The following is a 13,134-nucleotide window of genomic DNA, read 5'->3' on the forward strand; positions in this document are numbered from 1 at the left end:
GAAAATGTATTCTATATGAGACAATACTTGTAGAACTAAGATTGTTGGACTTCACAACCTACATTTTTTTTTAACTTTTTATTGCTTTGATTAAACTATTATGAGTAATCTGTAATTTGGCAACGAAATAAATATCCAATCTTCCCTAATTGGTTGCCAATTTTTGCTAACGTTTTTATGTAAAATTTGTTTGGACTAAAAATGGTTCTAATAATTAGTATAAAGCTTATAAACAATCCACCCAAAACACTATATATCAATTTTATTGAACCAATAAAAAAATTGTTATTTTTCAAAATATGATTTGCATAATTATATCCCGAACGATATCCTCTTTTAAAAAACCAAGATACTTTTAGCCTTTTACTATCTTGAGTTTCATAAATAACAGCTTCATTTGAAAATATAATTTTTGCTTGTTTTGATAATAAAAAATTAAAAAAATCAGAATCCTCTCCTCCTGTATGATTAAATTTTTCGAGAAAAGAAGGAATTCTTAGATCAAATAATTTTCTATTAACCAAAGTATTTCCTGTATATCCTTCATTTATTTTAGCTTCTTGGCCTGTAACTATATTCTTGCGAATAAAAAAGAACTCTTTTTAATATAAGAAGGAAAATATTCAGGAATTTCATAGATCACTTTACCTAAAACAACATCTGCAGAATATTTTTTCTGACAATTGATCATATTTGTGAGCCAATTTAGATCAGCATATTCGTCATCATCAATAAAAAGAACAAATTCTGCTGTTGCTTTTGATACCGCCATATTTCTTGCAAAGGACAATCCTTTTAATGGTTGAAAATAGTATTGAACTCTTTCTTCATATTTTTCGACAATTTCCTGAGCCGTTTTTCTTGAATCATTATCTATAACAATTATTTCATATTCATAATCGGTATTTTGTATTAAAACAGATTCAATACATTTCTGCAATAATAACGGTCTATTATACGTGCATATCGCAACTGTAATATATTTATAAAGCATTCAGTTTTAACTTTGAGAAATATTGATTGCGTTTAATATAGCTTTCCTAAATTCTAATAAATATTTAGGATTAAGAATGTAAATTGTATTTAAAATAAATATGATGTTTAAAAAATTCTTAGGCTGAAGATAGCTAGACTCTACTAAGTTGTTAAAAAGAAATAAAACAAAGAAGAAATTCAAAAAAATGACTTGGGCAGAATTAGATTTTAACTTTGATAATTTCTTCAAAATTGTAAATAAAATATAAACAAATAGAGAGATACCAACTAACCCATATTGTGTATATAAATCTATCATTCCATTATGTGACTGTCCTATTTCTGCAAAAAGAGCATTGTCAATCTTGGAGGATGGAGCACCAGTTTTCCCCCAAAATCCCCCTATCCCATAACCACATAATGTCTTGTCATCAAATTGAACTTTATCTAAAACGTCTCTCCAAATTTGTGTTCTTCCAGTTAAAGTTAAATCCCGATTAAAATTTGAAGAAGTTACATTAACATCTGAAAATGACAAGAACGATAAATCTTTAGAATTTGTAAAAAAGAAAAAAGAAAAAAGTGCTATTGAAACCAGCAATAAAACATGTAACATCTTGTTTTTTAAGACATAAAAGAAGTACATCAATACTATTAATATAATTAATAAAAAGTTTGTGAAGCTTTGACTGATTATCACAAAAGCTATTGCAGTTGATAAGAAAAAGAAAAAAGAATAATTATTAAATTTTTTATTTTTTCTAGAAATATATAATCTCTCCGAAAATAAAGTTGCAATTGCCAAAGAAGAAAACTGTCCTAATGTATTAGGTTGATTAAAAACACTTTGGTATCGACCTATTAATGTTGTTGAAAAACCATTTCCAAAAAAAATAACAAGATATACTAACATTACTATCATTAGTATTTTTAGTACTTTTAATAGTATTGAAGAAAATTCAATATTATATTTATCAAATAAAATGATTAGACTGCAAATTTTAATACTATAACCGATAGTAAGAAAAATTAAATTAAGAGATTGTTCAAACAAGTTTTCTAAAACTAAAAAGCTTGACAAAAAAATTAGAACTAAAAAAAATCCGATTTTTTTTACCTCTAAAATAAGTTTAAGACTTTTAGTTTTATTATTAAGAAGAACGAATACGCCCAATAAAATAAATAAAAAATTTACCGAGAATGTAAACCATCCTAGCCCAATTTCAGCTACATCATCATATCTAAAACCTAAAAATTTTAAAATGATATCAGGTCCTGTGATAATATTAATAAGCTGTAAATGAATCAGGAGTAAAACGCTTAAATTTGGTTTTGTTGAATTTTTTTGTCTTAAAAAAAAATCTCTTTTAGGATATACTGATTGCACAATGCTTTTTTATTTGCTCCATATATTTTTATCTTTCTGAGCTAAAATCTTATTAGTTTGAATCCAAAGAATAATATTCATTCCTATAAACATTATTAAATTGGATATAACCACACCATTTACGCCAATTTTTGCTGCCAAAAAACAGCACAAAGGAATATTTAAAAAGCAGACAATTATATAAAGATACACTTGTAACCTAATCTTACCTACACCATTTAAAAAGTAACTATTTAAATTCAAACAGATATAAGCGATTACATATAAACTTAGCAAAAAAGAAAGGCTAAAAGGTATTTTGACTGAATCACCAATCCAAAATTTATATATAAATTTTGACACCATCAATATAATAGGAACCACGATAATTGAAATATAAAACCAAATTTGCCTAATTTTTCTAATGCTATTTCTTATCCATATGTAATCCTTTTTTGCATTTGCATCCGTAAAAGCACTCCAATAAGGAATCAAAATCGTTGAAAAAAGCATAATTACTGTTGAAAACAATTTAAGAGCCACATTGAATTGTGTAACAGACTCTGGATCTATAAATTTTGAAATAATAATATTATCTGTCTGAAGTAATACGATAGATCCTATCTGAATAATAAAAAAGTAACCTCCTACTTTGAATATTTTTTTTGAGTAACTAAAATCGACATGAGAAAATGCAGGAGCTATATTTCTAAGTTTAGTTTTGTAAAAATATAAACTTGCTAATGTAAATATGATGATTGGGTTTATCGTTAGGGCTAAAACCAAAACTATAAGATTACCCTGAATTGTTTTTGTCATTATATATATGGTTATTAAACCACATATTTGACTAATTAACAAAATTAAGCCAGCTATAGCAGGCTTATGAGCAGCCGTTAATATTGTATTAATTAATTGAACTACAAATTGTAAACAAAATGAACAGAAGACTATTAAAACTGCAAATGAAATATCCTCTTTGACAGATTTAGGTATATTTAAAAATGTTTGCCAATCTATATAACGGTTCGAAAAAGAAAAAAAAAGAAATAAGCAAGAAGAAATAATTAATAAGGTGGCATAGGTTGTACTAATATAGATCTTGGCTAAATGATAATTCTTTACAGCTAAAGCTTCTGTTAATTTATTTCGAAGACCATTCCCCATTCCAATGTCAAAAAAACTCATCCAGCCAATCAACGAGCTAATTGTCAACCATATACCATATTGCATAGGACTAATATAATTTATAGTCATAGGTACCAATAGTAAACCAGTAATTATACTAGCACCTTTAGTTAAAAAAGAAATTGCTATATTCTTTTTTGCTAAAATGGTCCTGCTATGACCCTCTAAAAAAAAAGAAAAAACTTTTTGTTTAATTTTTTGTATCACTATAATTTAAGTGTAGGCAGCTTTTTAGTCTTCTAAACAAACTTGTTTTTATTACAAAAAATATTTTATCGCGCTTTTTTCAATTCCCTTACAGCAACTTCTTTTCTTAGTCCACTACTTGAAAAACGATGATCTCGTTTATTAAAGTGGAGTTTAATTCCTTTTTCTTCACAGTAATTTCTTCCAGTAAAGTTTTTATTTTGATATTCCTCACCAATAATTCGAACATCTATTTTATGCGATCTCAGGATATCTTCTAAATCCTGTTCTGTAGCATAAGGAATAATTTCATCTACAAATTTGCATCCCTTAAGTTGAATGTACCTTTCAACAACTGTTTGTGTCGGACTATTTTTTTCAGGGCGATCTAAAGCCGGATCTATTTGTAATCCCACAATTAAATAATCACATTGTCTTTTGGCTTCTTCCAGCATTTTAATATGACCTGCATGTAGTAAATCAAAAGCGCTAAATGTTATTCCTATCGTCATATTTAAAAAATTAGTTATTTATAAGCATAGCTTCGCTTCTCCCACTCACAAAAGTCAGATTCAGATTAAAATTCTATTAAAAAATACTCTTAATAAATCATCTCATTTATCCGCGAGTCCTTTTAATTTTTGCAAAAGTAGTTTAGTAAAACAGTATCAAAAAACAAAAATGAAAGAAATGTCTTATTTTAATATAAAAAAGACGTATTGTTCCTCTTACAAAAAAGTAGAATAAAAAAATATAGATTTGCATTTAAAATAGTTTAAAGCTGCTTTTTGAACATTAAAAGCTATTTTTGCAATGCCTAAAACGCGACTTTAAATGAAAAAAGTTATAGTATTCTTTTTCTTAATTGTTACTTCGACCTACAGTCAAATCTCGCTCTGTACAGATTCTAGAGCAGAAAATTACAATTCGAATGCTATACAAAATGATGGCAGTTGTAGTTATAAGAATTTAAAACTTAAACCAGAATATTCGAAAATTTTAAGCGATTCTATAAGAGAAACTTCAGGATTAATTGCTTTCGAAAATTTACTTTGGACGCATAACGACGATCACGATAAAACGATTTACGGATTGGATTCTTTAGGAAGAATCAAAAGAAAAATCATTCTTAATGAAGCAACAAATCACGATTGGGAAGAAATTGCCCAAGATAGCTCACACATTTATATAGGTGATTTTGGCAATAATTATTCTGGAAACCGATCTGACCTTAAAATCCTTAAAATTGAAAAAAAATCGTTTTTGGAAGAAAATCCTAAGATTGAAACAATTTCATTTTCTTATGCTGATCAAACGGATTTTTCTGCTTCAAAACCCAATAAAACCGATTTTGACTGTGAAGCTTTTATTGTTTCTAAAAACAGTATTTATTTGTTTACTAAACAATGGAAATCTTCTAAAACCAATATTTACGTCCTCCCCAATCAAACTGGATCGCAGGTTGCAAAACACAAAACTACACTTGATACAAAAGGTTTGGTAACTGGCGCGACTTATGTAGCAAATAAAAACTTGATTGTTTTATGCGGGTATACTAAAGTCGGAAAACCATTTTTATACATGCTTTACGATTTTAAAAATCAGGATTTTTTGTCTGGAAATAAAAGAAGAATAGATTTAAAACTCCCTTTTCATCAAATTGAAGGAATTACAACTAAAGATGGTCTTCATTATTTTTTAACGAATGAAGCTCTGGTTCGCAAACCTGTGATAAATGTGAAGCAGCAAATTCATTATTTAGATTTGAGTCAAATTTTAAATCAATACATCAATCGGCAACAATAACTTTGTTTTTCGCCCCCATTATTAAGAGCCAAAAACAAGTTCCGATTTCTCCAATGCTTGCCGGAAGTCTTACGTAAGATGATATTCCGAGTTCAGAATAATTAGATAATAATGTGTTGCCCAAGAAATTTATTAAATATCCCAAACAGCCAAGCATTAATAAAATTCCTAAAAATTTTGGAATTATTCCTGATTTAAAAACTAAGTATCCAAAAGGTAACAACCAAAGTCCCCAAAAAATCTGAACAATTAAATTTCCGTAATCATATTGATTGAGGTAAAACATTACGAGATCTTTTTTTTGTTCTCCCGAATTAATAATAGACAAAACCGCAAATTTGTTCAACATATTTACAAAGGAAATTGGCACACTTACAACAGCTAAAACAACCATATATCTGGCATATGTTTTATTAAAAGACCTGAGTAATTTATATAAAACCAAAGGCAAAAACAAAAAGAAGGTATAGCAGATTAAACTGCTGACGATTCCAAGTCTAAAAAGAAATTCAGAATTCACAATATTATTAAAAGTTTCAGATGCATTGTTCCAAACAATTAATTTTGAGGGAACATATCCTAAACTAAAAATTCCGGTTATTACAACAACTAAGTATAACAAACCTGCAATTCTTCCTGTATTAGTAAACGATATTTTTGATTCTTGAGTCATCTTTTATCTTTTTAAAATTAAATATATCTTGGCCATTTAAATGCAAACCAGACAATTATAGCTGTAAGTATACTTTCTATAAATGCCAAAAAAACATAAAAACTCCACCAAGGTTTCATTGTGGTAAAAGCAATTAATAACATTATGAGTGTATAAATAACTCCAAAAACAATATTTAGCAGTCTATTTATTTTTGGTTTTAAAATAACAGAGGCAAAAATCATTAAAGCTGGAATTGTCATTAAAATTGTGGCAAGAAATAATCTTACTGGAGAATCAAGAAGTGTCTCACCACTTATAAAATCTTCTACTTTCTTTGGAACATACAATGAAAAATAATCTCCATATATGTAGCAAAACATTACCGAAGTCCACAATGCAGCAAGTTTGATTTTAGTGTTTATTTTAAAATCTTCAAAACTGCCCGATTTTATCTCTTTCTCACTCATATTTAAGAAATTAAGTTTTTAAATATGTCGGAGATAATCTTAAAACGTTACAATCTATTTTTAAAACTGTTTTTAGTGAAGGACTTGTTATAGGTTTACAAAATCAAAGATATAGAGCTTTTAAGTCTGTTTTTTTTCTCTGATGCAAAAGCCTATCTTTGCGCAATATTTAGAATTTTAATTAATAAAAACTGAAATATCAGTTAAAGATCTTCATGAATTACTTATCTGTAGAAAACATATCAAAGTCATTTGGCGAAAGAGTCCTTTTTGACAACATTTCTTTTGGAATCAACAAAGACCAAAAAATTGCTTTTATTGCCAAAAATGGTTCTGGTAAAACCACCATTATGAGCATTATTAATGGTTTGGACGAACCAGATACAGGACAAGTTGTGCTGAGAAAGGGAATCAGAATGGCGTTTCTATCGCAAGACAATAATCTGCAAGATGAATTAACGATTGAAGAAAGCATTTTTGCCTCAGATAACGAAACTCTAAAAATAATTGAGGCTTACGAAAAAGCGCTTGAAAACCCAAATGATGAAGAAGCTTATCAAAAGGCTTTTGACGGAATGGATCAGCATAATGCTTGGGATTTTGAAACGCAGTACAAGCAGATTTTATTCAAATTAAAACTAGAAGATTTTAAACTTAAAGTAAAAAATCTGTCAGGGGGACAAAAGAAACGCCTTTCATTGGCAATCATATTAATCAATCGACCAGATTTATTGATTTTAGATGAGCCAACCAACCATTTAGATCTTGAAATGATCGAATGGCTGGAAAGTTATTTTGCTAAAGAAAATATTACGCTGTTTATGGTTACGCACGACCGTTTCTTTTTAGAACGCGTCTGCAACGAAATTATCGAACTTGATAACGGAAAATTATACCAATACAAAGGAAATTACTCTTACTATTTAGAGAAAAAAGAAGAGAGAATAACTTCTGAAAACTCTAGCATTGATAAAGCTAAAAATTTGTTTGTAAAAGAATTAGAATGGATGCGCCGCCAGCCAAAAGCAAGAACAACCAAATCTAAATCTCGTCAGGATGACTTTTATGTAATTAAGGAAAAAGCACAAAGCCGAAGAAAAGAAAACAAAGTTGAGCTTGAAATTAATATGGAAAGAATGGGAAGCAAGATTATCGAGCTTCATAAACTTTCTAAAAAATTCAAAGACAAAGTTATTCTAGACAATTTTAGTTTCGATTTTCAGCGTGGCGAAAGAATCGGAATTATTGGTAAAAACGGAACAGGAAAATCTACTTTTTTAAATCTGTTGACAGGAACAATTCCACCCGATAATGGCCGTGTTGTAAAAGGAGATACTATTAAAATTGGTTACTACACACAATCTGGAATAAACCCAAAACCAGGACAGCGCGTTATTGATATTATAAAAGAATACGGAGAGTATATTCCGCTGGCAAAAGGAAAAATCATTTCTGCTTCACAATTGTTAGAACGTTTTCTATTCGATGCAAAAAAACAATACGATTATGTAGAGAAATTAAGCGGTGGAGAATTAAAACGCTTGTATTTATGTACCGTTTTAATTCAGAATCCGAACTTTTTGATTCTCGATGAGCCAACAAACGATTTGGATATTGTAACGCTGAATGTTCTTGAAAGTTTCCTTTTAGATTATCCTGGATGTTTATTGGTAGTTTCTCACGACCGTTACTTTATGGATAAAATTGTCGATCACTTATTTGTATTTAGAGGACAAGGTGAAATTGAGAATTTCCCAGGAAACTACTCTGATTTTAGAGCTTATGAAGACAGTGCCGACGTTGCTCAAAAAGAAGAAAACAAAGCCGAAAAGAAAGATTGGAAACAAAACAATCCTACAGGAAATTTAAGCTTTAACGAGCAAAAAGAATATCAAAAAATCGAAAGAGAAATCAAAGATTTAGAAATCGAAAAAACTAAAATTGAACAGTTATTCTCTGACGGAAAAGTTGCCGATGCTGATATTGAAAAGAAAGCAAATGAATTGCAAAATATCATAAAGAAAATAGACGCAAAAGAAGAACGCTGGTTTGAGCTTTCGGCAAAGATTGAAGGGTAATTTTTAGTTTTCAGGTTTCAGGTTTTAAACTGAGACTGAAATCTAATTTTTATATATTTACGACTTTAAAAATAAATACCACATGAAAAAATTATTAACTGCATTATTCACTTTAACACTTTTTGTTTCCTGCTCTAGTTCTGATGACTTGATAAAGCCTAAAGATTTTACGGCCGAAAATGAAAAAGAAATCACAGATTATTTAGCAAAAAATAACTTAACTGCAAAGAGAACAAGCTCAGGATTGTATTATATTGTTAATGAAGAAGGAACAGGAAAACAACCAACAACAGCATCTACAGTTACAGTAGTTTATAAAGGTTATTACACAAGCGGAACTACTTTTGATCAAAGCCCAATTTCTGGATCAACTTTTCCTTTAAATCGTGTAATACTAGGCTGGCAGGAAGGAATTCCATTTTTTAAAGAAGGTGGTAGTGGTGTTTTACTAATACCGTCTCACCTAGGATATGGAAGTTATACTGACAGAGGAATTCCTGGAGGATCTGTACTTGTGTTTGATGTAAAGATTATTGCAGTAAACTAATGCCATTTTAAGAACTATTAGAAAAATAATGCTCTTTCAAATAAAATCTTATCTAAAATTTTTGTGGAATTCTAAAAACGAACATGCGGTTCACTCGCCTTTTGTTTTTAGTTTACTGACAAAATGTTTTTATGATAAGAAACAAAAGCCAGAATATTCAATTCTGAAAAAATATCGAAAATCACTTCTCAGTAATAAAAGTTTCATTGAAGTAACTGATTTTGGAGCAGGCTCTAAAGTTTTTAAATCAAACAAAAGACAAATTTCGAAAATTGCTAAAACAGCGGGAATTTCACCTAAACGTGCCGAATTATTGTTTCGAGTATCTAATTATTTTCAACCTAAAAATATTCTGGAGATAGGAACATCACTTGGCTTGGCAACTTCTGCTTTAGCTTTAGGAAATCCCAAAGCAAAAGTAATAACGATAGAAGGTTGTCCGAATACAGCAAATATTGCCAAAAATCAACTGAATGAATTCGATTGTACAAATGTTGAAAATATAATTTCTGAATTTGAATCTTTTTTAATTTCCGAAAATCTACAATCAACAACTTACAATCTGATCTATTTTGATGGTAATCATTCAAAAAAAGCGACTTTAACCTATTTTGAACTTTTATTACCAACGATTGACAATGATTCTGTTTGGATTTTTGATGATATTCATTGGTCTCCAGAAATGGAGGAAACCTGGGAGATTATAAAAAATCATCCAAAGGTAAAAGTAACAATAGATACTTTCCAATGGGGATTTGTTTTCTTTAGACGTGAACAGGAAAAAGAACACTTTATAATAAGAGCATAAATAAAAAAAGGCAATCATCTCTGATTGCCTTTTTTTATACTAATTCAAAAAAATATTTTTTATTTTTTTGCTTCTTTATTCTCTTCAGATTTTGCTCCCATTCTGTTAACAGTGTACATTGGTGCAAATTTGATTTTTAAACCAGCAATTTTTCTGTTATCTTCAGACGAAAGTCCTTCTTTTTCAACAGTATTTTTTCTGCTGTCAAGTGCTTCATACAATAATTTAATTTCATCCCAGTCTTCTCTAGAATAACTATCTTTATTGTTTTCAACTGTATGTACAAATTGTTGGTAAACGCTGTGAATATTCTGAGCGTTAACCCAGCTAAAACTCATATCGTCTCCAATTTTTCCTTCACCAAATAAAGCATTTCTCAATTGTTGTTTAGGACTTGGAGCTGGCGGGGCCAAAAGGGTAGTCATTTCATTTTTAAAGTCCTCGTATTTTGCTTTACTTGTATTTATTTTTTCAGTTTGAGCAGCGTTGTCTTTAATATCTGCTAAAGCTAAACTAGCCTCTGCCGCTCTTCTGTCATATTCTGCTTCTACAGCATTCCAATTTTCTTTTAAATCTTCGGCTTTAACATTTTTAACCGAATCTACGTAGGTTACATAAGAGTCAATTGTTCGCTGTGCTTTTTCTTGTTTCTCATCTTTACATGACGTAAAACCTAACGCCATTAATGCAATTACTGCAGTTATTTTAATATTCTTCATAATGTTGATTATTTAATTAATTACATTTCAAAGATACCCAAAACAAAACCCCATAAATTACATTATTACCATATTTTTAATATTAAAAATATATTAAATCTGTAAAAAATAAAAAATAATGACAATTATATAAAGTAATATAAAAATTACGTAACAGTTTAAAATATAATATCACTATATAAGAAAAGATCCATTTGTAACAAAAACCAATTATAAGCTACTTATCTCTTTAATTCAAAAGTGTTTTGTACTTTTAAATCCAAAATTGTAAAAAGAAATGGCTGAACCATTAATTAAGATAACGGACATCAAACGAAATTTTGTTTTAGGTAACGAAATTGTATATGTATTAAAAGGAATAGATCTAGAAATAAAAAAAGGAGAATATGTTGCTTTAATGGGGCCTTCTGGATCTGGAAAATCTACATTAATGAATTTATTAGGCTGCTTAGATACACCGACTTCTGGACATTATATATTAAATGGAAAAGATGTCAGCCAAATGAGAGATGATGAATTAGCCGAAATCAGAAATAAAGAAATTGGTTTTGTATTTCAGACATTTAATTTACTTCCAAGAACAACAGCTCTTGATAATGTTGCACTTCCTATGATTTATGCCGGCTACGGCAAATCTGATCGAATTGCACGAGCAACCGAAGTTCTAAAACAAGTGAATTTAGCAGATAGAATGGATCACCAGCCAAATCAGCTTTCTGGAGGACAACGCCAGCGTGTCGCTGTAGCCAGAGCTTTAGTCAATAAACCTTCGATTATTTTGGCCGATGAGCCCACAGGAAACTTAGATAGTAAGACTTCTGTAGAAATCATGAAATTATTTGGAGATATCCACGAACAGGGAAATACGGTAATTCTAGTAACTCACGAAGAAGATATTGCGGCTTATGCGCATCGTGTAATTCGTCTACGTGACGGACTAATTGAAAGTGATACAACTAAATAATTGTAATGGCAGTATTTATTGTGATGATTAAGGAATATGAAGATAAAAACAAGGTAGTATATCAATATGGTCCAAACGAAATTATATTGGGAAAAATAGAGTTTAACAAAATTCATCAAAAAATTCTAGATTTACAACCTGTAAATGATCCACAAATTTCTAATGCTTTTTATTTTAAAAGAGCTGCTCAAAGACTAGCAGTTTTAAGTGTTCAAAATAAAGAACAGTTTCCAGAAAGAACTACAATAGAATCATAAAAGATATATAGGTTAATCTAAAATCAGAAATCTACAATCTACAATAAAAAAAATGAAAGTATACACCAAAACCGGCGATAAAGGAACAACAGCTCTTTTTGGAGGGACTCGTGTACCAAAAGACCACATTCGAATTGACAGCTACGGAACTGTTGATGAATTGAATTCCTATATAGGACTTATTCGCGACCAAGAAATTGACTCAAATTATAAAACAGTTTTAATAGAAATTCAGGATCGTCTTTTTACTGTTGGTGCCATTTTGGCAACGCCGCAAGAAAAAGAAGTTTTGAAGAATGGTGAGCTGAGATTAAAAAATTTAGGAATAATTGATTCTGATATAGAATTATTAGAAAAAGAAATTGATAAAATGGACGAAAGTCTTCCGCCAATGACTCACTTTGTTTTACCAGGCGGTCATCCAACTGTGTCACATTGTCATATTGCACGTTGTATTTGCCGTAGAGCAGAACGTTTAGCTGTTCATTTAAGCCACAATGAGCATGTACCAGAAATAGCAATTCAATACTTAAACCGACTTTCTGACTATCTTTTTGTCTTGGCACGGAAGTTGTCGTCTGATTTAAAAGCGGAGGAAGTGAAATGGATACCTAGGAAATAAATTTTCTAAAATTCCAAATTTTTAAATTCCAAATTCCAAAGAAAAAAAACAAAATTCTTTGAATTTACAAATGACAAAATTATCATCTAATATTACAATATGGTGATTAAAGAGTAGGCTTTCAAGCCCATTTTTTGGAATTTGAAATTTGTTTTTTGGAATTTAACAAGAGACGTTCTTAAATTTTATTAAAATAAATCAAAATTTACTTGTCTTTTTCAGTAAAAAATTTATTTTTGCACAAACTAAACAGATAACAGATGTATTGGACATTAGAATTAGCATCTTATTTAAGTGATGCGCCATGGCCTGCTAACAAAGATGAACTTATAGACTACGCTATTAGAGCTGGTGCTCCATTAGAGGTGGTAGAAAACCTTCAATCAATAGAAGACGAAGGCGAGATATATGAATCAATGGAAGAAATTTGGCCTGATTATCCAACAGACGAAGATTATCTTTGGAATGAGGATGAATATTAAAAAAATAAACCAAA

General features: G+C 29.7%; 16 protein-coding genes. 8 read left to right on the forward strand and 8 right to left on the reverse strand.

Features of this window, described 5'->3' with window-relative positions:
• Window positions 1-98: 98 nt before the first annotated feature.
• The 5 genes from QE431_RS17130 to QE431_RS17150 form a co-directional block, all read right to left on the reverse strand.
• Complete coding sequence (locus QE431_RS17130) at window positions 99-524, reverse strand: hypothetical protein (RefSeq protein WP_307298206.1); 426 nt, start codon at window positions 522-524, stop codon at window positions 99-101.
• Window positions 525-571: 47 nt separating this feature from the next.
• On the reverse strand, window positions 572-994 hold the full coding sequence (locus QE431_RS17135) for a glycosyltransferase family 2 protein (RefSeq protein ID WP_307298208.1): 423 nt from the start codon (window positions 992-994) through the stop codon (window positions 572-574).
• Window positions 995-1,000: 6 nt separating this feature from the next.
• Entirely contained in the window at window positions 1,001-2,362 is a 1,362-nt protein-coding gene (locus tag QE431_RS17140; RefSeq protein WP_307298210.1) for an O-antigen ligase family protein, read from the reverse strand.
• 9 nt (window positions 2,363-2,371) lie between these two features.
• Entirely contained in the window at window positions 2,372-3,736 is a 1,365-nt protein-coding gene (locus QE431_RS17145) for a lipopolysaccharide biosynthesis protein (protein ID WP_307298213.1), read from the reverse strand.
• Window positions 3,737-3,801: 65 nt separating this feature from the next.
• A complete protein-coding gene (locus QE431_RS17150) occupies window positions 3,802-4,227 on the reverse strand; it encodes an adenylyltransferase/cytidyltransferase family protein (RefSeq protein ID WP_307298216.1) in 426 nt (141 codons plus the stop codon).
• Between the two features lie 322 nt (window positions 4,228-4,549).
• Here QE431_RS17150 and QE431_RS17155 point away from each other — a divergent pair, with 322 nt between their 5' ends.
• Window positions 4,550-5,521, forward strand: a complete 972-nt coding sequence (locus tag QE431_RS17155) for a T9SS C-terminal target domain-containing protein (protein ID WP_307298217.1) — start codon at window positions 4,550-4,552, stop codon at window positions 5,519-5,521.
• On the opposite strand, the gene QE431_RS17160 is transcribed toward QE431_RS17155, so the two are convergent.
• The gene (locus tag QE431_RS17160) at window positions 5,505-6,194 is read right to left on the reverse strand and encodes a DUF4386 domain-containing protein (RefSeq protein ID WP_307298220.1); all 690 of its coding nucleotides are present in this window, start codon (window positions 6,192-6,194) and stop codon (window positions 5,505-5,507) included. The genes QE431_RS17155 and QE431_RS17160 overlap by 17 nt on opposite strands.
• A gap of 17 nt (window positions 6,195-6,211) precedes the next feature.
• Entirely contained in the window at window positions 6,212-6,643 is a 432-nt protein-coding gene (locus tag QE431_RS17165) for a DUF6326 family protein (protein WP_307298223.1), read from the reverse strand.
• A 215-nt stretch (window positions 6,644-6,858) separates the two neighbouring features.
• Here QE431_RS17165 and QE431_RS17170 point away from each other — a divergent pair, with 215 nt between their 5' ends.
• The 3 genes from QE431_RS17170 to QE431_RS17180 all read left to right on the forward strand — a co-directional run bounded on the left by QE431_RS17170 (window position 6,859) and on the right by QE431_RS17180 (window position 10,076).
• Window positions 6,859-8,721, forward strand: a complete 1,863-nt coding sequence (locus tag QE431_RS17170; protein WP_057116900.1) for an ABC-F family ATP-binding cassette domain-containing protein — start codon at window positions 6,859-6,861, stop codon at window positions 8,719-8,721.
• An 82-nt stretch (window positions 8,722-8,803) separates the two neighbouring features.
• Complete coding sequence (locus QE431_RS17175; RefSeq protein WP_057116901.1) at window positions 8,804-9,268, forward strand: FKBP-type peptidyl-prolyl cis-trans isomerase; 465 nt, start codon at window positions 8,804-8,806, stop codon at window positions 9,266-9,268.
• Between the two features lie 28 nt (window positions 9,269-9,296).
• Entirely contained in the window at window positions 9,297-10,076 is a 780-nt protein-coding gene (locus tag QE431_RS17180) for an O-methyltransferase (RefSeq protein ID WP_307298229.1), read from the forward strand.
• Window positions 10,077-10,135: 59 nt separating this feature from the next.
• Here QE431_RS17180 and QE431_RS17185 read toward each other — a convergent pair whose 3' ends face one another.
• The gene (locus QE431_RS17185) at window positions 10,136-10,795 is read right to left on the reverse strand and encodes a DUF6565 domain-containing protein (RefSeq protein ID WP_057116903.1); all 660 of its coding nucleotides are present in this window, start codon (window positions 10,793-10,795) and stop codon (window positions 10,136-10,138) included.
• Window positions 10,796-11,072: 277 nt separating this feature from the next.
• Between QE431_RS17185 and QE431_RS17190 the strand changes: the two genes are divergently transcribed.
• The 4 genes from QE431_RS17190 (at window position 11,073) to QE431_RS17205 (ending at window position 13,120) form a co-directional block, all read left to right on the forward strand.
• Window positions 11,073-11,759 (forward strand): ABC transporter ATP-binding protein, encoded by a 687-nt coding sequence (locus tag QE431_RS17190; protein WP_057116904.1) that lies wholly within the window; start codon window positions 11,073-11,075, stop codon window positions 11,757-11,759.
• Window positions 11,760-11,764: 5 nt separating this feature from the next.
• A complete protein-coding gene (locus QE431_RS17195) occupies window positions 11,765-12,016 on the forward strand; it encodes a hypothetical protein (RefSeq protein ID WP_307298233.1) in 252 nt (83 codons plus the stop codon).
• A gap of 52 nt (window positions 12,017-12,068) precedes the next feature.
• Entirely contained in the window at window positions 12,069-12,638 is a 570-nt protein-coding gene (locus QE431_RS17200; RefSeq protein ID WP_057116905.1) for a cob(I)yrinic acid a,c-diamide adenosyltransferase, read from the forward strand.
• Window positions 12,639-12,898: 260 nt separating this feature from the next.
• A complete protein-coding gene (locus QE431_RS17205) occupies window positions 12,899-13,120 on the forward strand; it encodes a DUF2795 domain-containing protein (RefSeq protein WP_007138072.1) in 222 nt (73 codons plus the stop codon).
• The last annotated feature ends 14 nt before the right edge of the window (window positions 13,121-13,134 follow it).

Origin of the sequence: Flavobacterium sp. SORGH_AS_0622 (assembly GCF_030818825.1) — a bacterium.
In the GTDB taxonomy this organism is placed as follows: Bacteria; Bacteroidota; Bacteroidia; order Flavobacteriales; family Flavobacteriaceae; genus Flavobacterium.